This window comes from Dyadobacter sp. CY326 (assembly GCF_021390515.1).
GTDB lineage: Bacteria > Bacteroidota > Bacteroidia > Cytophagales > Spirosomataceae > Dyadobacter.
Map to the genome: position 1 here is coordinate 15,262 of NZ_JAJUXI010000008.1, position 25,635 is coordinate 40,896.

Here is a 25,635-nt window from a genome sequence, read left to right on the forward strand (position 1 = left end):
TGGATTAGACTATGAAGCCATTTGTCTTGTTGCTCTTCGTATTTGGGTTGACTGCGGTTTTCTTCAAGCTGTTTAGCGGAAATTGGAATTTGCCGTTAAGCGGTAACCTGGCCATGTGTTTAATGCTGTGTTTCACTGCCTTGGGGCACTTTAAGTTTACCAAAGGAATGTCCATGATGCTGCCGGATTTCGTTCCTTTTAAAAAAGAAGTGGTTTACATTACTGGAATTATGGAAATCTTGATGGGGATTCCGCTCCTTTTTCCTGCTTACAAACAAGCGACTGGAGTCGTCATCATCATTTTTTTCATCCTTGTTCTTCCCTCCAACATCAATGCGGCCCTCAAAAACCTCAATTACGAAAAAGGCACCTACGACGGAGCCGGCCCCACTTACCTCTGGTTCCGAGTTCCATTGCAGCTCTTTTTCATAGCCTGGGTCTGGTATTTCTCGGTTTATAGTTAGCAGTTTGGGAAAAAAATTTAAATCACTAGTTGGTATTTTACCAACTAAAATTTAATTTTGTGTATCAACATGTTCCATCTATCATGGATTAAATCACCTAATTATGGAGCATGGTAATTATTCAGTTACGCAAAATATCGGATTTCGCGCGCAAACATTCTGATTCGGGAAAAAGCTTGTCGGTGTGGAAGACGGTCGTAGAGGAAGCCAACTGGCGGAGGAGCAGTGACGTTCTAAGAGACTTTCCAAGAGCGAAAATAATAGCCAACAAACGAGCTCGCTTTAAGATTGTTGGCAATAAGTACCGCCTTATTGTTGAAGTGGATTACGAAGATCAGATTGTCGAGATACGGTTCGTCGGAACACATTCGGAATATGATCAGATTGATGCTGAAACAGTTTAATATTGATAATCACAACAAATTATGAAAAAACAATGGTTTCTTATCGAGAATGATAGCGACTATTCGCTTGCTTTGACTCGATATCAGGAAGTAAAGAATGCTGCCAAAAATAGCGAGGACCATAAAGAAAAGCTTTTGCTGGCGCACCTGATTTCGGAGTACGAAAAGATCGGAGGGAATTTGCCAAAGGTTGATCCGATTGAGCTCATCAAGATTCGAATGGATGATTTCGGTTTCAAATCGGCTGATTTGGCAAAGGAATATGGTGATAAGGGGACGGTAAGTAAAGTTTTAAATTACAAACAGGCGCTTTCCTTAACGATGATTCGCAAATTCAGCAAGCTGCTGCGCATTCCAGTTGAGGCTTTGATGCAAGCCTATGAGCTCCGCTGACTCACTTTTCAAGCGCTGCTCCAATCATCTCTTCTAGCGCTTTGCCGTGCAGATTGATGCCGATAATGGTGCCGGTTTTGTCCACTAAAACATTGAATGGTAGGGCTTCGATTTCGTAGGTTTTGGCCACTGGCGACCTCCAGAATTTAAGATCGCTGACCTGAATCCAATTGATTCTATATTTCCGGATGATCTTTTCCCAGGCTGGCTTCTTGCTATCAAGCGAAACGCCAAATATTTCGAAGCGCTTTTCCGTGCTTGCGGACTTATTAAACTGGTTATAAATTGTTCGAAGCACCGGTTGCTCCTCCACGCACGGCGCACACCAGCTTGCCCAAAAATCAACTAAAACAACTTTTCCTTTCTGGGACGCAAGCGTAATGGTGTCGCCCGCCACGGAGGCGAGCGCTATTTCCGGCGCCTGATTCCCGACCGCAATTAAAGCCTTCTGAGCGAGTGCATTGACATTGGCCAGCAACACGAAACTAAAACACAATTTCCTCACATTCAATATCATGCACTGCACCATTTAATTAACAGGATAGCCCGGATCGATCCAATCGGTCTTGATGTTTTTAGGCACATTGAGCAATTTTGCTTTCGCAAAACCCTTTTCCTTAATCAGACTAAAAGCCGGACGAATGTTAGGGCATTTGTCGAAAGGACAGCAGCCGCAATACAACACCACTTCCCGGTTTTTATCTTCTTTGGAAAGCATTTTTTCCAACTTCCTAATGTTCTCCTTTTCCTTCCCTGGCCCCACATCCACCGAACCTTTAATCACCGCCTGTGGACCAATGTTGATAATCAGTGGCTTGTCAGCCTTTGGATCGTTGATCAATGCAGCAAGCTGACTCGTTGGCATCAATTGCGCGTCGGTCCACGGCTCCACTTTGGTTTGCGCTTTCACGCTAATTGACAACAAGATGAAGGAAAACAACAACATGCATTGCTTAAAATTTTTCATATCTATCGGATTATTAAATTTTTAAAATTTTCTAAAATAAATCTGATTACGGCAATAATTCCTCACTGAACCGAAATCAATGGCCCATTGTGCGGGGCTTCGAGCCAGCCGAAAGATACCAATTTATGTCCCAAATCGGACATTGTATTCTCAAACTCATCTGCGAAATCGGCTCTGACAGCAACGAGCAGGCCGCCGCTCGTCTGCGGATCGGCGAGAATGTATTTTTGGCTGTCGGTCAGCGGCCCGATCTTGTGACCGTAACTCATTAAGTTGCGTTGCGTGCCGCCAGGATAACATTGCTGGTCCAAATAATATGGCAATGAGTCGATTACAGGCACTTTGTCAAATTCAATCACCGCAGAAAGGCCGCTTCCTTCGCACATTTCGGAAAGGTGACCGAGCAGTCCAAAACCCGTAATATCCGTCATTGCTTCCACGCCTTCCATCTGCGCGAAAGTCTCGCCGAGCTTGTTCAATTTCACCATGCTTTTCAATGCGATAGCCGCGTCTTCTGCAAGTAAAAGCCCTCTTTTTTGCGCGGTGGAAAGAATTCCAACGCCGAGCGCCTTGGTCAGATACAACCGGCAACCAGCCTTTGCGGTGGAGTTTTGTTTGAGCTGCGGAATATTCACCAGGCCATTGACCGACAGCCCAAAAACTGGTTCGGGACAGTCAATGCTGTGCCCGCCTGCGAGCGTTATGCCTGCCTCTGCGCAAATTGCCCGCGAACCTTCGAGGACTTTTTGAGCAACCTCGGGGGCAAGTTTATCAATTGGCCAGCCCAAAATCGCAATGGCCAGCACAGGTTTCCCTCCCATCGCGTACACATCACTGATGGCATTTGCGGAGCCGATCCGCCCGAAATCATACGCATCATCGACAATGGGCATGAAAAAATCAGTCGTGGAAATCAGCGCCGTTCCGTTGCCCAGATCCAGAACAGCCGCATCATCGCGCTTGTCATTGCCTACGAGCAACCGCGGGTCCGCTTGCGCAATGATCGGACTATGGAGAATTTTGTCCAAAATAGCCGGACTGATTTTGCACCCGCAGCCAGCGCCGTGAGAATATTGTGTGAGTTTAATAGCAGTTGTATCCATTCAATTATTTCGCTATGCCTTTGTGGGCACAGCGGATGTAAAATTTAAAATTTGTTTCGCATTTTCCAGCATATCTGCGCTGGTTAGTTCAAGAGAAAAGATCTTATCAGCACTCCTTTTGGTAAGATCTTTCAGGTAAGTTTTATCATAGTAAACAAGCACAATTTTAACAAATTCCTCCATGCGCCCGTCTGCGATGGCCGCAATGGCTTGTTTGGTTTGCAAGGGCCCCAGTCTTTTTTGAATCCGTAACGTGCATTCGGTCAGGAAGTTCTTGTCCAATGGACCGTATTCCAATGTCAGCGATTTGACGCGTTGGTCCAGTTCGACATGGACGTCGACAAGCATTGCGTTTTTCATTTGTATAAAAAACGGTGCAGGAATGTTTAGTTTTCCAATGTTTCTGCTTTCGTCCTCAACCCATATGCGCCGGTTGGCGTCAACGTCCTTTAATTGCAGGGCAAGATTGTTCTCAAACTGTTCTTGTGAAGGTTGCACCATCTTGTTCATCGTTCCGTATGACGAACCCTGATGCTGCGCAAGATCTTCAAGATCAATAACTTGCTCACCTAATGATGCCAGTTCCCGCAGCAGTTTCGTCTTACCTGAACCCGTGCGGCCGCCCAGAACACACAATTCGTAAGCTTGCTCAAAATGCCTGAGCACCCAATTTCTGTAACGCTTGTAACCTCCTTCAATCAAAAAAACCTCGAAACCGTAAAGGTCAAGCGCCCAGGCCATTGCACCGCTGCGCATGCCGCCGCGCCAGCAATGCACGGCAATTCGTTTTTCAGGCGACATTTTCAAAGCATATTTGATAAAACCCGACCATTTGGCTCCGGTAAGGTCGAATCCCAGCAGAATCGCCTCTTCACGTCCAACCTTTTTATAAGTTATCCCAATCAAAACACGCTCCTCATTGCTAAACAGCGGCAGATTGAATGCGCCCGGAATATGGCCATGCGCGAACTCCGCCGGCGTGCGTACGTCGGCAAGCGGCACAGCATTTTGCAGCGTAAAAAATTCGGTGATCGATATCGTCTTGATCATGTGGCACAAGCTTTGTACGTTGCAACTAAAACTAAGCGCATCATCATGACAAAGACTTTGCAGACGGCGAATATACTGGCTTTCGTTGTAACGCTCATTGTGAATTATCTGTCCAACACGGGCGTGTTCAACAACGCTACGATGGCAACCGTGTCGGCCGAATATCAAAACTTTTTCACGCCCTCGGGATACGCGTTCTCCATTTGGGGCGTGATTTATATCGGCCTTGCTGTTTTCATCTTTTACCAAAGCAAAGGACTTTTCAATGACAAGCGGGCACCGGAAATTGTGAGTAAAATCGGTTGGTTGTTTGTGATTTCCTGCATTGCGAACTGTCTTTGGATCATTGCCTGGCTTTACGATTATACAGGCGCGTCTGTGCTGATTATGGTCGTGCTCCTCGCCTCGCTTTTGGGCATTGTGATCCGCACACGCATGGAACTGGACCTGATTTCGCTGAGAAGAATCGCACTCGAATGGTGGCCTTTTGCACTTTATGTTGGCTGGATTACCGTGGCGCTTATCGCTAATGTTGCAGCTTATCTTACCAAAATCAAATGGGACGGATTTGGCCTTTCGGCTGAAACCTGGACGATTATTATGATTTGCGTTGGAGGACTTGTGCAGCTCCTGCTAACCTGGAACCGCAATCTGAGGGAAGCAGCACTGGTCGGAGCATGGGGAATTACGGCAGTTGCGACAGCCAATTGGGATGAAAATCGGGCCATTGCATTCACAGCTGTTGCCGTTGTAGCCGTAATTATTATCAGCACCGGAATCCACGGCTATCTCAATCAGGGCAAACATTTTGCTGGCGAAGGCGGAAGCCTCAGAAGTCGTTAAACAACTTTATTGACAACAGGAATTTTAACAAAAACATAGCCTAAAAGGAAGCTGAAAAAGACAGCCTGCGGCCCCACCACGAGCAGTTTCATAGCGGGATCAACTCCCCAATTTTTGCAAAGCAACGATAAACATACCAAAACGAATGGGTGCAAAATGTAAACCGCGAATGCGCAGCGGGACATTTTATTCATAAACTCAAAGGGTTTGTTCAACCGTTTTTTGCCAAACGCAAGCAACGCAGCCATGATGGCGAAACCCGTAATCTGTTCCCAAAATGCATATAACATTGCTTCTTTATGAAAGCCGCCAACGAAATTTTCCAGCGGGCTGTTGAAGATTGCTTTCACAACAAATATTGCGGGAAGTCCAAAAATAATGAGACATAAAACAATGACAGGCAGACGTTTGTATTGTTCATCGATCTGAGCAACCCACTTGTTTTCGGCGGCGATTATCCCAAAAATAAAAGCAAAAATGTATTGTGGAAAATGGCCTAATTGAAACCCAACCGGATCCAGAACCCAGCCAATCGGAAAAATCAGTCTTACCAAAAAACTTATAGCGCCTACTCCTGCGCCAAACAGCAGGATCTGTTTTGCTGTCGGCAATTTCCACGCTATCGGCTCGCGTTGAACGACTTTTTTCCAAATAACATAACAAAAGGAAAACAGCAGCAGCGCCACCACAAACCATAAAACGCCGACATTGATCCAGCCATCATAACCGGATATGAATTGCAAAAATGTTATATCGTGTTGTCCGGCGTAATAATAGACAAGATAATTCATCACCGTTGCCAGAATGAAAGAATAAAAGAGCAGCGGAATGCCGAGCCTGAAAAGTCGGTCTTTGAGAAAAACAGCGGCGCCTTTCTTCTTGTATGACGCAGGAATGAAGAGTGCGGAAAGAAAAAAGAAAAAGCCCATGAAAAAAGACTGGTTGACCGAGACAAACATGGTCATGGCCAGAACGACGCCCTTAATGGTCGTTTTTTCAAAATAATACCAGCCGCCGGGTGCACCGTAAGTCACAAAAGCATGATGCAAAATCACCAGCGCGGTTAGCAGCACTTTCAGGTAATCAATGTAAACGATTTTGCTTTGCGGCTGTTCGGAAACCTTTGCTGACGGAGAGACGGACATTGTTTTGCGGTTACGGCTGGAAGCTGAATTTACAAAAAGCCGATTATTTTAAATCAAGCATTGATTTGATTTCCCAAAATTGTGTCGGTCAGGCACATTAAGCATTCTCGTGCAGCTGTTGAATTTTGTCAAAAGCCTTTTTCAAAACTTCCTTGATCACTTCCAGTTTCATAGGCTTCGCCATATAATCGTCCATGCCAATGCTCATGCACCGTATGCGATCCTCGTTCATGGCGTTGGCGGTGAGGGCGACAATGTAGGGAAGCGGGCCGTATTGTTTTCGTATGATTTCCGTCGCTTCCAATCCATCCATCTCAGGCATTTGAATGTCCATCAAAATGACGTCATATTGCTCATCAGCAAGGTTTTCAATGACTTGCAAGCCCGTTTGTGCGATCAAAATCTCGTAACCAAGCTTTTTCAAAACATAATCAATGAATTTCTGATTGACAAGATTGTCCTCAGCAACGAGGATGCGGAGCGGATATTGGGTTGAGAAAGCCTTGTCTAACAACCGGTTATCCACCTGCGCTTCCAGTTGCAGATTTCGGTGGCTAGGAATTTTGTCCGAAAATCCGGTTGTGATGAAAAAGTGGAATGATGATCCGGCGCCATATTCGCTTTCAACACGAATATCGCCGCCCATCAACCGCACGAGTCGCTCACAAATAACCAAACCCAGCCCTGTGCCGCCATATTTGCGATTAACAGAGGAATCCACTTGAGAAAATGCCTGGAACAAGTTAGGCATATTGGCCTCCTTGATGCCTATGCCCGTATCTTTCACTGTAAATCCAACGCCAATTTCGCCATCTTCGGCCTCCGAATATTTGTAAGCACGAACGAAAACTTCTCCCTTACTCGTGAATTTCAATGCATTATTGATCAGGTTGGTCAATATTTGCTTCAACCTCGTGCTGTCACCGATCAGATAATGCGGAAGCTCATGATCAATGTGATAGCGAAGCGTAATGCCTTGCTTCGATGCCTGAAATGCAAATAAATTGACCATTTCGTCCAGCGTGAGCTTCAACTCAAATTCGTGCGCTTCAAGATCCACTTTTCCCGACTCAATTTTTGAAAAATCCAGCACATCATTAATTACACTCACCAATGTCTCGCCGCACATGGCAATGGTCCTTGTGTAATCTTGCTGTTCCTCAGTGAGTTCCGTTTCCGAAAGCAATGCCGTCATACCAATGACCCCATTCATAGGCGTCCTGATTTCATGGCTCATTGTAGCCAGGAATATGCTTTTCGCCTGATTCGCCCGCTCGGCCTCCTCACGTGCAGACTTGGCTTGCTCGTGCTGCTCATACAACTCTTCGGTCTGCACGCGAAGCTCCTCCGACTGCGACTGCAACTCTTCATTCAATGCCTGCAAATGATCCGATTGCGCATGCAATTCCTCGGCCTGCCGCTGAACCATAACGGTGCGTTCTTCGACCAGCTGTTCGAGCTTCGCTTTTTGGCGGACAATGGCATTAACACGGTAACTGTAAAACAAATAGGCAATGCCTGCGCCAAGCAGAATAACCGCCAAACGGAACCACCAGGTTGCCCAAAAAGGCGGTTTGACAACAATGGTCAGGCTTTGCTTGCTGGTAATCCATTCCCCTGAAATGTTCTGCGCCCTGACTTTGAAATGATATTCGCCGGGTGGCAGGTTTGTGTAAATGGCTGTGTTTTTATTGCCCGCAAAATTCCATTCCCGGTCAAAACCTTCGAGCATGTACGCATAGTTTTTTTGCGACGACACAAAATCCAGCGCAGCATAATCAATGCTTATAAACGACTGGTCATGCGCTAATGTGATCTCCCTGGCCTCTGTAATGTCAACGGGCAGATTGCGTGCTGCGTCGCCTCTCTCGGCCACGCGTCCGTCCCGGTTGAATATCTTGAAATTGGTGATCAGGATCGGATATGCATTGTGTTCGCGGCGGATATTGCTGGGGTGAACCTTATTGAAGCCATTGACGCCTCCAAAATAAAGATTGCCTTCGCCGTCCTTATACGCAGCTTTTTGTTTAAATTCTTTTGCCTGCAAGCCATATTCAACAGGAAAATTTTGAAACTTTTCAAGCTTCGGATCGAACATGGAAAGTCCGCCGATTGTGGTGATCCAAAGCATGCCCGCATCATCTTCCACAAGGGCTTGGGTCACGTTATTGATCAGACCATTGGCCGTCGTGTATTTCTTAAATTTGCCCGTCACCGGGTCACACCGGATCAGGCCTTTGAGCGTTGAGAGCCACAAGATGCCATTTTTATCTTCGACAATGCAATTGATCGCGGTGTTGAAAACGCGTGCGCTTCCTGAAATTTTGAATCTGGTAAAGCTGTCAGTGGCCGGGTTGTAACGGTTGAGCTGCCCTTCATCTGTCCCCAACCACAGATTTCCTTTGCTATCCGTCAAAAAACAATTTACCGTGTTATCTGACAATGTTTTTAGGTTTTCTGTTTCGCTTAGATAGTGCTTAAAAGTCTTGGTTGCCGGATCATAAGCGTCCACTCCTTCGCCATAAGTGCTGATCCAGATCCTGTTGTCCGGCGTTTTGGCAAGCGCGTATACATTGTTGTTATACAGATTGTTGGCCTGCTCCGCCTGGTGTTTGAAGACAGTTGATTTTCCTGTTTTAGGATCAAATAAATTAAGCCCATCCCCCCATGTCGCGACCCATAACTTATTGTCCGCACCGGGCATGATGGCCAGCACAAAGTCCCCTGAGATGCCCTGCCCCGAAGATTGCTGACGATAGGCCGTAAACTTCTGTGTTTTTTTATCAAACAAATTGAGCCCGCCGCCGTCCGTGCCGATCCAAATGTCGCGGTCTGCGTCTTCATAAAAGCTTAGCACAGCATTATCAGAAAGGCTGTTTTTCGACGAGCTGTGCCGATAATGCTCAAAACTGTTATTGCTGTTGTAAATGCTAAGTCCGCCGCTATAAGTGCCCAGCCAAAAGTTCTGCTGCCCATCTTTGAAAATGCAATCAACCGAATTACCGGCAACGCTGCTCAGGTCAACTTCGTCGTGCAAGTGCGATGTGAACGTCCAGTTGTTGGTGTTCAAAATATTCAAACCGCCGTTTTCTGTTCCGACCCAAATCTCGCTTCCGTTTTCATTAATGCTGGTAATGTTGTTGTTTGACAAACTGGCCACATCACTTGGAGCATTGCGGAAGCGCCTGAATGTGCCTTCAATGGGCTGATAAAGGTTCAAGCCGGCTCCATAAGTGCCCACCCAAATTTGATTTTTGCTGTCTTGGAACAACGTCCGCACATCATTGCCGGACAGCGAAGCCGGATTTCTATCGTCTGTCAAAAATCTTTTGAATGTGTTTGAGTGCCTGTCGAGCAAGTTCAAACCGCATGATGTTCCCACCCAGATATTATTTTGCCGGTCACAAAAAACAGTGTTGACATCGTCGCAGGTCAGGCTGTTGGGATTTTTGAAATCTAATTTAAACTGCTTGGTTACTTCTCCTTTGGCCGGATCAAAGAGGTCGAGGCCGCCGGTTGTTGCAACCCATAGTTTGCCTGCCTTATCAAAAGCAATTTTATTAATAAAATCGTCCGAAATGGTTTTCGGATTGTGCGCCTCGTAATAATAAGTCTTGAAGTTTTTTCGGCTTCTATCCAGCACATTAAGCCCGCCACCGCTGGTCGCAATCCAAATATTTCCCGCGCCATCTTCGGCCAAACAGGTTACAAAATCGTTGCTCAGACTATTTTTACCGTTCTCTTCATTTTTATAAACCAAAAACTGGTGCCCGTCATAACGGGTCAGTCCGCCTTTTGTGCCAATCCACATGAAGCCTTTGCTGTCTTGCAGCGTGCAATTGACATTATTATTAATCAGTCCGTTTTCGGCGGAGATATGTCTGAAATGAATGGGCTTACTTTGTGAAAAGGCGCTTAATGCAACGCAATGCATCAAAAACGCACAGAAAAACCGTAAAGTTTTCAGCTTCATGCTTGAATGGAAGGGACGTAAAATTACTTTGCAAATTTTGTAGTAATATACACCTTAAAAGCAATTAAACGCTCATTATGAGCTTGAACTGTGAAAATAAGATGTTTGCATTGTTTAAATAAATCTTGAAATCAAAACAGATTTATCCATAAACATAAAAAAACGCCCATGAAGGCGTCTTTTTACTCTCTATAATAAGATTTTTGTTTTTAGCTCATCACCAATTCGCGTAATGCTTCTTTGCTAAACCCTTTAAGCTCAGCAGTTCGCGATTCGTGGATTTTATGTGCCCAGGCAGGATCAGCAAGCAATGGACGGCCTACGGCAACAAGATCAAAGTCGCCGCGATCCATGCGTCTTACCAGTTCGTCGAGAGAACTTGGCTCTGAACTTTCACCTGCAAACGCGGCCAGAAATTCGCCTGTTAGACCAATGGAACCGACAGTAATTGTCGCTTGTCCCGTCAGCTTTTTAGCCCAGCCTGCAAAGTTAAGATCTGATCCTTCAAATTCGGGTTCCCAAAAACGGCGCTGCGAGCAATGGAAAATATCGATTCCGGCTTCGGCCAAAGGGTTCAGCCAAGCTTCCATTTCCTGTGGCGTCGCCGCCAGTTTGTTGTCATAAGCCGAAGGTTTGAACTGCGACAAACGAATGATAAGGGCAAAGTCAGGGCCAACCTGCTTACGCACTTCCTTGATCACTTCGATCGCAAAACGGCTGCGTTCGGGCAATGTTTTTCCTCCAAAAATATCAGAACGTTTGTTGGTTTGATCCCAGAAAAACTGATCGATCAGGTAACCGTGCGCGCCGTGAAGTTCCAATGTGTCAAAGCCGAGTCTTTTTGCATCCGCCGCTGAACGCCCGAAAGCTGTGATAACTTCTGCTATATCGTTGTCATTCATCACTTTGCCATTCACAAACCCAGGCCTGCCTATGCCCGACGGACCTTCGAACGGCTCGGCCGGAACCCAGCCGGAATGATGGTTATCCATCACGCCCATATGCCAGATCTGCGGCCCCATTGCGCCGCCTGAACTGTGCACCTGGCTAATCACTTTCTGCCAGCCCGCAAGTGATTGCTCGCCATGGAAATGCGGAATATCAGCGTCATTGGAAGACGAAACGCGGTCGATAACCGTGCCTTCGGAAAGGATTAAGCCCACTTCGTTTTCGGCACGCTTGCTATAATAAGCTGCAACCGCGTCTGTTGGAACGCCATTTGGAGAGAAAGACCGCGTCATTGGCGCCATGACAATGCGATTCTTAATATTTAACGATTTAAGGCTGAATGGCCTAAACAGGGTGTCTGTTTTCATGATTGCTTTTACTAAATTTCTGATTGGATAACTTGGCTCAGGGCTTTGAAAGCTTCCTCGTTACGTTGATAATAGGTCCACTGGCCCACACGGGTGGATGTTACCAGCCCGGCACGCTGCAGAATGGATAAATATTCAGAAATGGTGGATTGTGTAAGTCCGGCCTTTTGCTGAATCTGACCGACGCAAACGCCATGATCAAAAAAATCCTGCTCCGGAAAGCTTGCTTCCGGTTCTTTCAGCCAGTTCAAAATCTCCAGTCTGGTCTTGTTGGAGAGCGCTTTAAATATTTCCAGGTGATCCATCATATCAACATATCGACTTTTCCCGATATGTCTATTAACTATGGCCTGGCAACATTAGTTCACATTATTGCATGTTTAGCGCCCGTTTCATAAAACCGCCAAGGAAGCTGGCAACGAATGTGAGGATCATGGAGCCGTAGAGACTGAAATTTTCGAGCTCGCGTTCGGCTTCATTGGATGGCCGTGAAGTGAAGAGAAAATAGCCCGCCAGAATCAATGCACATTGCATGAGTGCGAGCAGCCAGCCTTTGTAAGGTTCCGCAAAACCAATGATAATGGCGGAAAATACAGCAACCAAATAGGGCAGGTGAATGCTTTCTGCATCTTTCACCACGGCAACGACCAATGCACTGGTAAAAAAAACCATGGATGCGCTGATGATCAGTTTTTTGTCTAGAAATGGCGGCTTAACCACATTAGCGGCCGATTTATTATTCTTGATTTTCTCTAAAAGGCGCGTCTCGGATAAAAAATCTGCCGTCGCCTCTCCTCCCTGTCCTAAAATGGAGTAAACCTTTCCCCGCCAGTGATATGGCTCGGGTGAACTTTCCTGTGCAGCCGTAACCGCCTTATTGAATGCTGAAAGCGCATCTTCCGACTTTCCGTCTTCCAGATATAATTTCCCCAGCTCCATATGCGCACGAAATACGTCATCATCCAGGCTGACCGCCGTCTGAATGTCAGCTAATGCAGCGCCCCTGTCGCCCCTGCCCTTTTCAGCCAAACCTCTGTACAAATGCGCAATGCACGAAGCTGGCCGTTCCTTAACCCGCGCATTGAAATACAGAAACGCATCTTCAAACTGGCCATTTGCACAAAGCGTAATGCCGGGCGCGAACGCAGCCTCCTCCTTTTCCGACTTGGTCCGGAGGTCGGCGTAATTCCTTAAATAATATATGTATCCAAAAAAGGTGATTACAACAAGAAGTTCAAGCATAAGGCCTGTGCGTTGTGGGCGTTTTGATTTTGGCACAAGTTAATGAAAACCGATTTTGAATACGGCGCAGATTCTAAAACCATAATTGTTCCCAACAAAAAAGTCGCCTATCTGCTTTTCCGGAGCAAATAAGCGACTGAATTGCATTAAAAAGGATAACCTGCTTTCTGGACCGGTTATATGCGGAACGGGTGATAAATATTCACTTTCAAAGGATTGTCTGACAGAACTTCCACCAGATAATATTTCCCGTTCGCAGTTTTACACGCAACGATTGTTTTCGCCGGCATATAATTGACCCACGATGCGGAGCCTTCCGGAGCGTTTGCGATTGGTGTTTGATTGAAAGGCAATGTCTTCAAATACAATGGTGTGATAGACGAGACATCGACAATTTTCAAATTGTGAAATGAGACTTTAACAGGTTTCAAAGCTGCATAGCATCCATAAGAACCCCAGCTGATGTCGCCGCCAAACTCCGAAGTAATTGCAAACGGGCTGATCAGGTTAAAGCCCTTTCCCTGTTCCAAAGTCAATGTTTTTGCAACCCGCCAAGCCGTTTGGTTCACAGGGATCAGACCATTTAAGCCAGCTGCTGCTTCTTGTGTTTGACCGTCTGCAGATAACTGCACCTGTTGCGCGGCACCAGAACCACTTCCCGGTTGAATCTCTTCTGTGTTGCTGCAATTAAATAGTGTGCATGAAATGCCAAGTAATGCGATACGCTTGATTAAATTTTTCATTTTAAGCTAAAATAGGTTTTGTTATAATTGTGGTGTAAGAAAATTGTTTAAACTAACTGCAATGTCCGCCATAACGGATGCTTAAATGTGTGGTGCTTATTTATTCAAATGCTTTATTTTTAAATGATTATCAATATTCACCGACTTTCGACACACAAAGCAACGAGGAATATTTGACAATGTTGGTCAGAAAGAATTGATTTTGATTTAACGGTAAAGTACAATTTTTAACCGTTAAATCAATCACATTTAGCGAGCGGTAACGATATACGCGGGCGGCGGGAGGCTTGTTTTGGTACGCAATTATATAGGACGCGGTTTTTTGTCAAATAATCAACAAGCAAGTGAAATGAAGAAGGAAGACATAATACCAGGCGACTGGCATCGGATTCTGTTTGGGCAGGCTCCGCCTGTGTTTTTAGTGGAGGTTTTGGTGCGCACTTTTGTGATTTATTTGGTCCTGCTGATCATTATCAGGTTAATGGGAAAAAGAATGGGTGGACAGCTGACGATTTCTGAACTGGCAGTGATGGTTACGCTCGGAGCGATTGTAGCGCCGGGAATGCAGTTGCCGCAAACGGGGCTGTTGCTGGGCATCATGATCCTGGTTTGTGCGCTGATTTTTCAGCGCGGGCTGAATTTTGCGGAATACAAAAGCAGCAAATTTGAGGAAATAAGTCAGGGAGCGCTAAGTTTGCTTGTTAAGGACGGTGTGATGGATTTGAAGGAGATGGCGAAGACCAAAATTTCCCACCAGCAACTATATTCTGCAATCCGGTCCAAGAACATCTACAACCTCGGTGAGGTGGAAAGGGCTTATCTGGAAGCATGCGGAGTTTTCAGCATTTACAAAAAGAAAGACCCGCTGCCCGGACTCGCAATTTTGCCTCCGGATGACGAATCTATTAAATGGTTTTCGCAGGAAGTTAAGGATGGCGTGCAAGTTTGTCTCGATTGCGGCAAAACGCTCCCGGATAGAGAAGCAAGAGATCAATGCCCGGTTTGCAATTCCAAACACTGGGAACCAGCCACGGTTGCCCTGGATGTTGAACCCACACCCCAAACCGAGAACTCATGAAACCAGACGATATAAAAATTTCAGATTGGCAAAGAATATTTCTTGGCGATGTGCCAGGCGGCTTCTATCCGGAAGTCATTTTCAGGATTGTGGTCATTTACATTATTTTAATGGTCTCCATGCGGCTGATGGGAAAAAGGATGGCATCGCAGCTTAGTCGCAATGAAATGATCGCGATGGTTTCACTCGCAGCAGCAATCGGGGTGCCACTTCAATCTCCTGATCGCGGCGTGCTTCCAGCGGTGATCATTGCCATGGTTGTGGTGCTTGTGCAACAGCTGGTTGCATGGCTTTCGACGCGAAATCAGCATTTGGAATCCATCACGCAGGGCAACATCTCGGTGCTGGTTGCTGACGGTGTGCTCAATTATGACAATATGAAATCGACCGGAATTAGCCGCGAGCGCGTTTTTGCACAGCTTAGGGCTAATGACATCGTGCAATCGGGCGAAGTGAAGCGCCTATACTTTGAAGCAGGGGGCACCTTTACAGTTATACGTCAACTTGACGTCCCGCCGGGGCTTGCCGTCTTGCCAGAGTTCGACCAGGAGTTTTGGCGTCGCATTTATGATCCCTATCCGCAATCAGTTTGCAAAAAATGCGGCAACAATGGTAACAGCGATGCAAATTGCGAAAATTGTGGAGGTGAAGAGTGGATCAATGCAGTAGCCGCGAAGCATTAAGCAATGCCGCATCGCAAAGGAAAAACCTTTTACAATGCGGCATTCATGTCAGCGGATGGATGATAAAACCTGTTGGCGTTCAATCACTTCTTTTTGTTTGGCAAGCACAACAGGTTCAATCACCTTATCGAGATTTGCATTAAATTCCGTCATACCAGCAGAAATATCTTCGAGCATTTGTTGCATCCTCTCGGTCAACGCATTATGCTTATTAACAATTTGCTTTGGCTTGCTTTCGTAATTGTGATATTCTGTAATAATCATTTGATTAGCCGGATCAATGAACCAATCACCTTCAACAGGCTCGAATGCGGCACCAGGCTTGCAACCAAGCAGGTAACTTTCCCCAGTGAACGGATATTGATAAACCAGCACTTTGATCTTTAACTTTTTATTCGGATTGCCTCGCAGCTGGATTTCCGAAGCTGTGTAAATTCTGTCTATGGTGCTGGACTGACCATTACGAAAATCTGCACCTGGGATTTGCAGCTCCTTACGCCTTGTAAGCTCCTGAATGTGACCTGGCAACTGGTCATCCGAAAAATATGTGTCGGGCCAATGATTGACCTCCTCCGCAATGTCCATCCCTATTTTGTAGAAGAGGACATCCATGTCATACTGAGAAAACAACTTTATCTTTTGCATGTTCGTCTAATTGTGTACTATGTGCACCCAAAACCTTTCCTAGCGCTTTTGGCAAACATTAAATTCTACAAACAGTGTCCCTTAAATGTCAACAGCACTGTGGTATCATAAAAATTTGGCACTTTTTATTTTCGAAAAAGCCGTGCCATACGGACGATTCGAGCGCATTATATTTTTTTTGATTTTTAAAACGATTTTGCAAACTATTTCGCAGCTGCATTGCGGTGTCATGGTATGTTTATTATACATGAAATTGTAGTTTGCAAATGCTGCTTTTAGAATGAAAAAAGAAACTTATATCGTTGACGATAACCCTGATCACCACTTCTTACTTTATAGAGCCATCAAAGGATTTTCCGGAGAATGTCCCGTCAGGTTTTTTGAAGATGGCAAAGTCCTTTACCGCCATTTGGAAGCATTGGCACGACAGGGCAGAACCAATGAATTTCCATCCCTGTTGATTGTTGACCTCAATATGCCGGGGATGAATGGAATGCAACTCCTGAGATTGTTACGCCAGCCCAAACCGGAACTACAAGGTTTTTTTGAGGATCTGCCCCTTGTGATCATGAGTTCGGAAACAGGTGAGGACAAAATACAACAATGTTATCAGCTTGGCGCGAATGCTTTCATTACAAAACCTTTTGACTTTGATGAAGTGCGTAACACCATGAAATCCATTATCCGGTTTTGGCTGGATAAGGACTTGGAGTTTACAGAAACGCATTGACAATCAATGCTGCATTGCAAAAGTCTTCACCCGATCATTCCGAACATAGATGCGCTCATCCTGAATGGTCGAAACGAGCTGGTAATTCTTCAAAACAAAATCATTGACGCCCGGAAAGTGCTCATGCGTGTAACGCGCTGTGTCATTGAACCAAAAAGATTGCGTCGTAACCTGATCCACGAGAACGGCCGGCTTTCTCTGCTTTAAATCTTCCAAATATTTAGCGAGATAAAAGGGCTGATGACTATTTTCGGTCAAGATACGATAAGCGATGACATCACCTGTGGCCTGGCTCAATCCCGTTTCCAGATGATAAGACGGATGCCATCCCCAAACCGTAATTGCATCTCCCTGCACAATATAGCGCATAATCTCCTTCGAAACGGGCGAAACAGCCAGCGGCTTGCCCAGGTCTGCACGACTGATATGCGGCCGATTTTTACTCGAATAAGCATAAACCGACGCGGCCTTTCCGGCAAAATGTGGCAGCATTAAAATCGCAGCCCCTGCCATAAAGATGAGCCGCATTTTTTGCGCAGTCCATTGATTTTCAGTAAATGTCATATCCAGCAGCACGCCCGTAAAAATGCCTATGGGAATGATGACGAATTGCTGATAATGCGGAAAAAGATAGCCTGATTTGATTACAGCGTAAAATGCGATCACGATATGCAGCAGACCAAACCAAAAAAGCAAATTCGTCGAAGCCAGCAGCTTGCGGGCACGCACTGCCATGACAAACGCATAGCCAATCAGCAAACCATATCCTGCGATCAGATAAGCAAACTGTCCCGATTTTCTCAAAAAATTCAGGTAATTAAGCGCCTTTTCCCAAATGCTCCCGCCGCTCGAATATTGGAAATTTCCCAAAACATAAAAATTCCAAAGAAACTCAATTGCTTCAAAACGAACAGCCAATAATGTGACGATAACAGGGAAAAGCAACCCGCCGAAGATGAGCGACGCAAGCGGTTTTGCCTTTTGAATGCTGCGCAAGAGCACAAGCAGACCAGCAAAAATGACAATAAGCATTGCCGTAGGAACGCCTTGTAATTTGGCAAAAGGCACCATTCCGGCTATAAATCCGAGCAAAAATAGCGTCCGGCTGGCCGGCTGCTCCTGCTTATATAGGATTGAAAACAACCAAAAACAGATCGACAAAAGACAGAGGCAAACGTATTCATTATATAGCGTTGTGAATGCTCCCTGACTTAGTAAATAAAAAAAAGCAATGGGCAGAAAAGCAAGCAGCGCCGCAGGCCAGGAAAAAAGATTTCTGAATGTGCAGCATGTGGCGGTGAGCGTGATACTTAAAAACACAAATCCGAGCATTCGTGCCGATGTGTAATCGAAGGGGAGCCCGAACCAGGAAGGAAGGATAAGGAAATAACTGGCGAGCGGCCCTTGAGTAAGACCGTCCACATATTTCCAGTAAATCCAGTAATTTTTAAGACTAAGGGCCTGCGCAAGCATCTGACTTTCATCTACATCCAGCTCCTGATTGAATGCAATGAATGGATAGCGCATCATCAGAAGCACAATAAAAAACCCTGCTGCCCACAACCAGCCTATGCGCCCGGGCGGCGACCGGTTACTGAATTTGTTTTGAATAAATAATAAGGAAAAGGCCAAGACCAGCAGAAAACCGGCCACAGTGTAATTGGTAAGCCATTCATCAAAGCTTAGCATCGTGAAAATGTTTGGAAATTCAAGATACAAAAATGTATTTCAAATTTCCGCCATTCGCTTAGTAACAAGTTGACCGGTTTTTATTTTGCGGCAAGTGATCCTGCGCCCGCCACGCTTTGATAAATGCCGTTTTGAATCATGGTAAAATGCAGATCCATGACATAATGTGATTTATGGTAATCGCGCAAAAATGATGTCAATACGCGGCGCTCGTTGAAGAGTTTGGCAAGCTCCTTTTTATCCTTTGTAATCGATATTTCACGGTCAATGTCATCAATGTCCTGACCATACATGCCCATATTCGAGAAATCCTGATCAGCAGTGACATAGCTATCCGCTCCCGGACTTAATGTCTTGACTGTGTTGATGGTACACGTGTAATTGCCGTCCTTTATATCAATGTTGACGCGATAACTGAACGACTTGAATTTGGCCGAGGAAATCGGCTCGGTGTCCTGTAAAACAAGTTGGCCAGAACCGGCATCGTCGATGCGGATAAGCTGCCTGTGGTTGGGATATTTCTTTACAATCCAGGCTTTTATCGCATTGTAACTCTTTTCTCGCGATTGTCCGGTTTGCACAAATTTAGTCTGAGTAATTTCGCCCGTGAATCTGTTGTAAGGAAGCCCGGCTTTTTGTGCATGGCTCTGTTGAGCAAACAAAAGGAAAATTGATAATATCGTTGAGGGTAGGAACTGCTTCATTATGGTCGAGTAAAGATCAGAAGGTTAGGTAATTCTACAACATTCTTTCAAGTAATTCAAATAAATATCCTATAAATTTCCAGTTACATAGCAAGGCAAAACAGCCTTCATATACGCAAATCCAGCTTTTGTCCAATAATCACCCTTGTTAACATAGGCAAAAAATAACCAGCCGAATCTCAATGTTTCGGCTGGTAACATGTCCTATAACAATGTTCCGGTTTTTTTAAATTTTGACGGTTTTTCCAGTCGCAACCGACTTGTAAATCGCCTCAACAACGCGAATATCGCGAAGTCCCTCCTCGCCTGGCGCAATCAGGTCTGCATTGGTCATGATCGCGGTGCAATCTTCGTCCATTTGCTTCGCCTGCTGGCTTTTGATCGGGAAGTTAATAATGGTGCCATCCGACATGCTGCCTTTGTTGCCATTGTAACCGGACTGCGGTTCCAATTTCAACCAGCCTTTTTCATAACTCACCTGCAAGTAATTCATATTAATGCCGAAACTCGTCTGGCACGCAGCACGCGCTCCGCTTGGGAAATCGAGCATGAACATCATTGTTTCTTCCACTTCCTTGTAAATCTCCGGCCGGGTTGTGGAAGCCTGGGCGATGACGCTGATCGGTTCCTCACCTGTTGCAAGCCTGGCTCCCTGCAATGCGTAAACGCCCATATCACCCATGACGCCGCCCCCAAGCGCCTTTTTCTGTTTCCAATGGTCGGTGCGGTTGTCGACATAGCCGGCTGCGCTGTTCACCATTTTCACTTTCCCGAATTTTTGCTCCTTTGCCACCTTCGTATAAGCCTGAATGTTCGGGTCGTGCTGACAGCGGTAACCGATCGCGAGCTTCACTTTATTGCTTTTGCACGCGCTGATCATTGCTTCACAGTCTGCAACGGAAGGCGCCATTGGTTTTTCACAAAAAACATGTTTTCCCGCCTTGGCAGCACGCACAACAAAATCCCGGTGCATGGATGGCGGCAAAACCACATACACAATATCAATGTCGGGATTGTTCGCGATCTGATCGAAATTCTTGTAGTTGTAAATGTTTTTGTCAGGAATGTTGTATTTGGTTTTCCAAGTTGCTGCCTTTTCCGGCGTGCCGGTTACGATCCCTGCCAGGTAACATTTCTCAGTCAGCTGCAAAGCTGGTGCAAGGAGGTCGGTGCTGTAATAACCCAGACCAACGAGGGCAATGCCGAGCTTGTCTTTCTTGGGCGAAGTAGCCGCCAGCAAAGGGTTGCCGGAGAACAGCGTGGCTGCACTGGCCAGTGTTAATGAGGATAGGAAGTCTCGTCTTTCTAATAGCATTGCTGATCGCTTTTAAATTGTTATATTTTTATTGGCTCTACAAATATGAATATTTATTTTAAAATGAAGTGTTAGTTGTACAGTTAATAATTTCTGCTCAAAATGTCCTTTAATTGCATCTTAACGTTCTTTTATAGGCCTTCAAACATTTTCAGTATATTTTTTTCACATTAAAGTGATATTTTTTTAAGTGTGGCCTTGACATTTCATGGAATTTATTTCACCTTTGGTCTTGTAATTGGTTGGCTCTTTTATTTCCATCCGGATAGGCCCCTCCTGCCTCGCAAATCATCAGGCAGACAGCAACTCGCCCATTCAGATGGTTGATGTGTGTTCGCAAGGAATTTTCATTTCCTCAGCGATTTTTTTACAGCTTTTTTATTAAGTGTCTATTTAACGTTTAACTATTATCTCATGAGAAACGGTTTACGACAAAATTACGCTGCAGCGCTTAGCCGATGGCTGTTAATGCTGACAATTACATGCTTTACAGCGCATCAGGCAATGGCCACATTTCGGGCCGAACAGCAAGTGGCAGGAAAGGTCACGGCGGAAAACGGCGAAGTGCTCCCCGGCGTGAATGTTACATTGAAGGGTTCAAGCATTGGAACAACAACGGACACAAAAGGTGAGTTTTCAATCAATGTGCCGTCTGAAAGCAGCGTCCTTGTATTCAGCTTCATCGGCTATGGCAGACAGGAAGTTGTGGTGGGCACCCAAACACGCATTGACATCAAGCTTGCAATGGAAAATCAGGCCTTGGAAGAAATGGTTGTGATTGGTTACGGCTCCCAGAAAAAGTCTTCGCTTACCGGCGCAGTCTCATCGGTTTCACCAAAAGAACTTACTGCGCTCCCTGTGGTCAGTGCGGAGCAGGCTTTACAGGGTCGCGTTCCTGGCGTCCGGGTGGTGAATAACGGAAGTCCGGGCCAAACGCCGATTGTGCGTATAAGGGGGATCGGTTCCATAAATTATGCGTCCGGACCGCTTTACGTGATTGATGGAATTCCAGCTGGGGATTTGAATAACCTCGATCCAAAAGACATTGAATCACTGGAAGTTTTAAAGGATGCCAGTTCTGCCGCGATTTACGGCTCGCGCGCGTCCAACGGCGTAATCATTATCACCACCAAAAAAGGTTCAAGCGACGGAAAGCTGCATGTTAACTTTGACACCTATTTTGGAACACAATCGGCTTGGAACAAGCTGGATTTGCTGAATACAGATCAATACAAACAATATGCGACGGCTTTGCTCGGGGCCGCAAACATTGCTTTACCGGGCAGACTTTCGAACCTGGATCAGCCTGTTTATCAGGGCGCGACGCAGACATTCGCACAGACAAATACAGATTGGCAGGATGTCCTTTTCAGAAAAGCGCCGATCCAGCAACACCAGGTTTCGATCAGTGGGGGAAACAACGTTTCGCGCTTTTTCACATCTGCGGGATATTTCGATCAGGAGGGAATTCTAGTTGGGACCAATTACAAACGCGCCAATTTCCGCGTCAACTCCGATCACCAGGTCACCAAATTCCTTAAAATCGGACAGACATTGACATTCTCTTATGACAAAAGTCGCGGCGAACAAGGTTTTGGCGGTGGTCGGACGCTCGTTATGCAGGCGATTCGCAATCTGCCATACTGGCCTGTGACCGATCCTACAAAGCCAGGCGGTTACAGCTCACCCACAGCCGCCGACGGAAGTGATCCGGACAACCCGCTGCGCATTGCCGAAATGGACATTACAAGAAACCAGAAAATCAAGTTGTTGGGATCCATTTTTGCAGAGGTTAACCTGACCAGCTTCCTTAGATATCGTTTCAGCTTCGGTGCTGATGTGGTTTCTGCTCTGAGCAATGAACAATTCCCGATCTATAATGATGGTTATAAATCCCGGACGCAATTCGAGATCCGCAATGGCCGTACAAACTTCTATTCGCCTGTTGTGACCAATCAGTTGACATTCGACAAAACTTTTGGCAAACACCAATTGAATGTGACCGCCATTGTTGACAAGCAAAGTTTCCGTTCCAACACGCTCAATGGTTCGGGTTACAGGCCTAATAATGACATTGACCAAATGCAAGGCGTGTCTAATCCAACGGCGACGAGCTCACTGGACGAAAGCACACTCATTTCTTATGTCGGTCGTTTGAATTATGAATACAGCGGCAAATATCTGCTAAGCGGCTCCATTCGCCGCGACGGTTCTTCACGGTTTGCGCCAGGAAATAAATGGGGAACATTCCCATCGCTATCCATCGGCTGGCGTATTAGTGAAGAGGAATTCCTGAAAAGCATTCCTGCCATTTCCGAGCTGAAAATCAGGGCCAGTTATGGTCAAACAGGCTTTAATGGAATCGGAAGTTATGCGTGGCAGTCACTGGTTTCGGCCGATAATTCAAATTATGTTTTTGGTGGAAACAAGGCATTGGGATCTTATTTCAGTTCCCTGGGAAACACGCAGTTGAAATGGGAAAGCACGGACATGACCAACCTTGGAATTGACCTGGCTTTGTTCAACAACAGCGTAACATTCACCGCCGAACGTTACAACCGCAACACCGACGGCCTCTTGCTCGAAGTGCCGATCCCAAACTCGCTCGGCTATTCATCGTCCCCATTGTCTAACATTGGCAAGATGAAAAACTGGGGTTATGAGTTTCAATTGGGTTACAATAAAAATGACGGCGATTTTAAATGGAATGCATCTGTTAACCTGGACATTACGCGGAACAGAGTGGTAAGTCTGGCGACGGAAAGTGCAACATTGTTTTCGGGCAAAAACGACGATTTCGGAGGATTTGATATTACAAAAACAGAGGCTGGCCATCCAATTCAATCTTTTTACGGATGGAAAGTCGACGGCATTTTCCAAAGCGAAGCCGAAGTGAATCAATACAATGCACTGGACGGCGACGACAAGACGAAATATCAGCCAGCAGCAGCGCCCGGCGACATTCGGTTCCAGGATTTGAATGGGGATGGCAAGATCGACGCGAGCGACCGCCAGTATCTGGGCAGTTTTATTCCAAAGTTCAGCTACGGAGGCAATTTTGGCGGAAGCTTTAAAGGTTTTGACTTTACTGTCTATTTGCAAGGCGTTCAGGGCAATAAGATTTACAATGGAACCAAAGTAATTGAACAAGGCATGCTGCGGTTGTTCAATGCAGGAACCGATGTGCTCAATGCCTGGACCCCATCCAATACGAACACGGACGTGCCCCGCGCCATCAGCGGCGACCCCAATAACAACAGCCGCACGAGCGATCGCTTCATTGAAAACGGTTCCTATATGCGTGTGAAAAACCTGAGCATCGGCTACAACCTTCCTTCTGCCGGGCTTTCGGCGCTGACCCGGAACACCATTACAAAAGCGAGAATCTATGTGTCAGCGACGAACCTGCTTACGCTCACCAAATATTCCGGACTTGATCCAGAAATTGGAGTAAACGGCTCATCCACAGCAACGGGAACGCAGCTTATCAACGGCATTGATTATGGCATGTATCCACAGCCCCGGACGCTGCAAGTTGGATTAAGTTTTGGATTTTAACTTATCATTCGAAATAGAGATGAAAAGAAACATCATCATTGCCTGCCTCTTAGTCCTCGGCATTGCATTCTCATGTAACGAGGACGTGCTGGATAAGACCAACCCAAACGGCGTCACCGTTGACGGATATTACAAAAACGGCGCTGAACTTTCGAGCGGTGTCACGAGTGTTTACTCCATGCTGAAATCGAATAACCTGGTTGCCCGCGAATGGTTTTTCCTGCACGATCTGCGCAGTGACGACATGTCTGCGGGTGGCGGCCAGCTAGAAACGCCTCGTAATCAATTGCTTCTGGGCACGCATGACACGGGAAACTCTGTTTTAGGAACCGTTTGGCTTGCATATTACAGGCTCATTCACCGTGCCAATGCCGTGGTCGATAACTCCGGAAAAGTGACGGACATTGCCGATGCAGACAAAGCACGCCTGCTTGCGGAAGCGCGTTTTTTGAGAGCATACGCCTATTATGAGCTCGTGAGCATGTGGGGTAGCGTGCCGCTTTACAAAAATTACGTTCAAACGGTCGACGGAAGTTTGCCGAAATCATCCGATGCTGATGTGTATGCCTACATTACGACGGAATTGTCTGAAATCCAGGCTGCACTACCCGCAACATACGATGCCGGAAACCAAGGTCGCGTCACAAAAGGCGCTGCTCAAATGTTGCTGGCGCGCGTTTACATGCAGCAAGGCAATTATCAAAGTGCCAAAACGGAGCTGATGAAAGTTTACGATTCCAAATTGTATGCGCTGGTCGACAACTATAATGATAACTTCCTTGAAGAAACGGAATTCAATAAGGAGTCCATTTTTGAAGTTAATTTCTTCCCTTCCGGCGGCGTGTATAACTGGGACGGCGACGGCAATGGCCCCACGGCCGGGACTGAAACCGTGCGTACGCAGGAATATTCAGCCATCGGCTGGCGGAACGTGATTCCTTCAAACAGCCTTTTGAATGAATTTGAAAAAACAACAAACGGCGGCACCAAGACCGACCCCCGTTATCTTGATTCGTTTTATTTTACAGGTGAAAAGTATAACAATGGCGCTTCCACGCTTACTGACGGTCAGCAAAATGGCAATGCGTCGGTGGTGGATGGCGTAACGCAAAAGATCAGCTGGCAGAAATATTCGCTCATGTACAAAATGAATGAGTCTTTCCTGACAGGCGGGATTAACCAGCGCATCATGCGGTTTGCGGAAACCATTCTTTCATTGGCCGAAGTTGAAAACGAGCTCGGCAACATTCCGCAGGCTGTGAATTACCTGAACATGATCCGTGCCAGAAAAAGTGTGAGTATGCCCACATATCCAACAGCAAAATTCCCGGTTTCAACCAAGGATCAGGTGTTTGCGGCCATTGTGCACGAGCGCCGTGTAGAGCTCAACGGCGAGCAGATCCGCAACCGCGACATTGTGAGATGGCGGAAACTGAACAAGCTCAAAACAGAGCCGCTGGCTTATTTCCAGGCCAACAAACATGAGTTGTTGCCAATTCCACAGCAGGAGGTTGATAACAATGCGAAAATCGAACCGGGCGATCAGAATCCAGGATACTAATTTTTCCATCTTGTTACCCAATCGTATAA

23 protein-coding genes are annotated in these 25,635 nt (G+C 46.1%); 9 read left to right on the forward strand and 14 right to left on the reverse strand.

Annotated features, from left to right (window positions below; translation table 11 throughout):
* Window positions 1-11: 11 nt before the first annotated feature.
* From LZG73_RS16630 to LZG73_RS16640, 3 genes are all read left to right on the forward strand, one after another.
* Window positions 12-464 (forward strand): hypothetical protein, encoded by a 453-nt coding sequence (locus tag LZG73_RS16630; RefSeq protein ID WP_233852489.1) that lies wholly within the window; start codon window positions 12-14, stop codon window positions 462-464.
* A gap of 110 nt (window positions 465-574) precedes the next feature.
* Complete coding sequence (locus LZG73_RS16635) at window positions 575-868, forward strand: type II toxin-antitoxin system HigB family toxin (protein ID WP_233852491.1); 294 nt, start codon at window positions 575-577, stop codon at window positions 866-868.
* Window positions 869-889: 21 nt separating this feature from the next.
* On the forward strand, window positions 890-1,261 hold the full coding sequence (locus tag LZG73_RS16640; RefSeq protein ID WP_233852493.1) for a type II toxin-antitoxin system HigA family antitoxin: 372 nt from the start codon (window positions 890-892) through the stop codon (window positions 1,259-1,261).
* 1 nt (window position 1,262) lies between these two features.
* Here the strand turns inward: LZG73_RS16640 and LZG73_RS16645 are convergent, their stop codons facing one another.
* The 4 genes from LZG73_RS16645 to mnmH form a co-directional block, all read right to left on the reverse strand.
* The gene (locus tag LZG73_RS16645) at window positions 1,263-1,778 is read right to left on the reverse strand and encodes a TlpA disulfide reductase family protein (RefSeq protein WP_233852495.1); all 516 of its coding nucleotides are present in this window, start codon (window positions 1,776-1,778) and stop codon (window positions 1,263-1,265) included.
* A 12-nt stretch (window positions 1,779-1,790) separates the two neighbouring features.
* Window positions 1,791-2,228, reverse strand: coding sequence for a rhodanese-like domain-containing protein (locus LZG73_RS16650; protein ID WP_233852497.1), 438 nt, complete (start codon window positions 2,226-2,228; stop codon window positions 1,791-1,793).
* 62 nt (window positions 2,229-2,290) lie between these two features.
* Window positions 2,291-3,331, reverse strand: a complete 1,041-nt coding sequence (gene selD, locus LZG73_RS16655; RefSeq protein ID WP_233852499.1) for a selenide, water dikinase SelD — start codon at window positions 3,329-3,331, stop codon at window positions 2,291-2,293.
* A 12-nt stretch (window positions 3,332-3,343) separates the two neighbouring features.
* Window positions 3,344-4,381, reverse strand: coding sequence for a tRNA 2-selenouridine(34) synthase MnmH (gene mnmH, locus LZG73_RS16660; protein ID WP_233852501.1), 1,038 nt, complete (start codon window positions 4,379-4,381; stop codon window positions 3,344-3,346).
* Between the two features lie 45 nt (window positions 4,382-4,426).
* Here mnmH and LZG73_RS16665 point away from each other — a divergent pair, with 45 nt between their 5' ends.
* Complete coding sequence (locus LZG73_RS16665) at window positions 4,427-5,224, forward strand: TspO/MBR family protein (RefSeq protein WP_233852503.1); 798 nt, start codon at window positions 4,427-4,429, stop codon at window positions 5,222-5,224.
* Here LZG73_RS16665 and LZG73_RS16670 read toward each other — a convergent pair.
* From LZG73_RS16670 to LZG73_RS16695, 6 genes are all read right to left on the reverse strand, one after another.
* Complete coding sequence (locus LZG73_RS16670) at window positions 5,221-6,369, reverse strand: acyltransferase (RefSeq protein WP_233852505.1); 1,149 nt, start codon at window positions 6,367-6,369, stop codon at window positions 5,221-5,223. The two genes, LZG73_RS16665 and LZG73_RS16670, sit on opposite strands and share 4 nt — an antisense overlap.
* Before the next feature lie 97 nt (window positions 6,370-6,466).
* Window positions 6,467-10,342 carry a hybrid sensor histidine kinase/response regulator gene (locus tag LZG73_RS16675; RefSeq protein ID WP_233852513.1) on the reverse strand — a complete coding sequence of 1,292 codons (3,876 nt, stop codon included), beginning with the start codon at window positions 10,340-10,342 and terminating at the stop codon, window positions 6,467-6,469.
* Window positions 10,343-10,551: 209 nt separating this feature from the next.
* Entirely contained in the window at window positions 10,552-11,658 is a 1,107-nt protein-coding gene (locus LZG73_RS16680; protein ID WP_233852515.1) for an NADH:flavin oxidoreductase, read from the reverse strand.
* 11 nt (window positions 11,659-11,669) lie between these two features.
* On the reverse strand, window positions 11,670-11,966 hold the full coding sequence (locus tag LZG73_RS16685; RefSeq protein WP_233852528.1) for a helix-turn-helix transcriptional regulator: 297 nt from the start codon (window positions 11,964-11,966) through the stop codon (window positions 11,670-11,672).
* A gap of 61 nt (window positions 11,967-12,027) precedes the next feature.
* Complete coding sequence (locus LZG73_RS16690) at window positions 12,028-12,900, reverse strand: M48 family metallopeptidase (protein ID WP_233852530.1); 873 nt, start codon at window positions 12,898-12,900, stop codon at window positions 12,028-12,030.
* Between the two features lie 176 nt (window positions 12,901-13,076).
* Window positions 13,077-13,643, reverse strand: a complete 567-nt coding sequence (locus LZG73_RS16695; RefSeq protein WP_233852532.1) for a hypothetical protein — start codon at window positions 13,641-13,643, stop codon at window positions 13,077-13,079.
* Window positions 13,644-13,992: 349 nt separating this feature from the next.
* On the opposite strand from LZG73_RS16695, the gene LZG73_RS16700 reads away from it, so the two are divergent.
* A complete protein-coding gene (locus LZG73_RS16700) occupies window positions 13,993-14,721 on the forward strand; it encodes a YetF domain-containing protein (RefSeq protein WP_233852534.1) in 729 nt (242 codons plus the stop codon).
* Entirely contained in the window at window positions 14,718-15,404 is a 687-nt protein-coding gene (locus LZG73_RS16705) for a DUF421 domain-containing protein (RefSeq protein ID WP_233852536.1), read from the forward strand. The genes LZG73_RS16700 and LZG73_RS16705 overlap by 4 nt, the downstream gene beginning before the upstream one ends.
* A 48-nt stretch (window positions 15,405-15,452) precedes the next feature.
* Here LZG73_RS16705 and LZG73_RS16710 read toward each other — a convergent pair whose 3' ends face one another.
* Window positions 15,453-16,049 carry a hypothetical protein gene (locus LZG73_RS16710; protein WP_233852538.1) on the reverse strand — a complete coding sequence of 199 codons (597 nt, stop codon included), beginning with the start codon at window positions 16,047-16,049 and terminating at the stop codon, window positions 15,453-15,455.
* Between the two features lie 280 nt (window positions 16,050-16,329).
* On the opposite strand from LZG73_RS16710, the gene LZG73_RS16715 reads away from it, so the two are divergent.
* Window positions 16,330-16,779 (forward strand): response regulator, encoded by a 450-nt coding sequence (locus LZG73_RS16715; RefSeq protein WP_233852540.1) that lies wholly within the window; start codon window positions 16,330-16,332, stop codon window positions 16,777-16,779.
* Between the two features lie 3 nt (window positions 16,780-16,782).
* Here the strand turns inward: LZG73_RS16715 and LZG73_RS16720 are convergent, their stop codons facing one another.
* The 3 genes from LZG73_RS16720 to LZG73_RS16730 form a co-directional block, all read right to left on the reverse strand.
* Entirely contained in the window at window positions 16,783-18,468 is a 1,686-nt protein-coding gene (locus tag LZG73_RS16720) for a hypothetical protein (RefSeq protein WP_233852542.1), read from the reverse strand.
* Window positions 18,469-18,548: 80 nt separating this feature from the next.
* Entirely contained in the window at window positions 18,549-19,172 is a 624-nt protein-coding gene (locus LZG73_RS16725; protein WP_233852549.1) for a DUF4468 domain-containing protein, read from the reverse strand.
* Window positions 19,173-19,398: 226 nt separating this feature from the next.
* Window positions 19,399-20,487, reverse strand: coding sequence for a Gfo/Idh/MocA family protein (locus LZG73_RS16730; RefSeq protein WP_233852551.1), 1,089 nt, complete (start codon window positions 20,485-20,487; stop codon window positions 19,399-19,401).
* A gap of 414 nt (window positions 20,488-20,901) precedes the next feature.
* Here LZG73_RS16730 and LZG73_RS16735 point away from each other — a divergent pair, with 414 nt between their 5' ends.
* Window positions 20,902-24,045: a TonB-dependent receptor gene (locus tag LZG73_RS16735; protein WP_233852553.1), complete on the forward strand. Its 3,144-nt coding sequence runs from the start codon at window positions 20,902-20,904 to the stop codon at window positions 24,043-24,045.
* 19 nt (window positions 24,046-24,064) lie between these two features.
* Window positions 24,065-25,606, forward strand: coding sequence for a RagB/SusD family nutrient uptake outer membrane protein (locus LZG73_RS16740; protein ID WP_233852555.1), 1,542 nt, complete (start codon window positions 24,065-24,067; stop codon window positions 25,604-25,606).
* The last annotated feature ends 29 nt before the right edge of the window (window positions 25,607-25,635 follow it).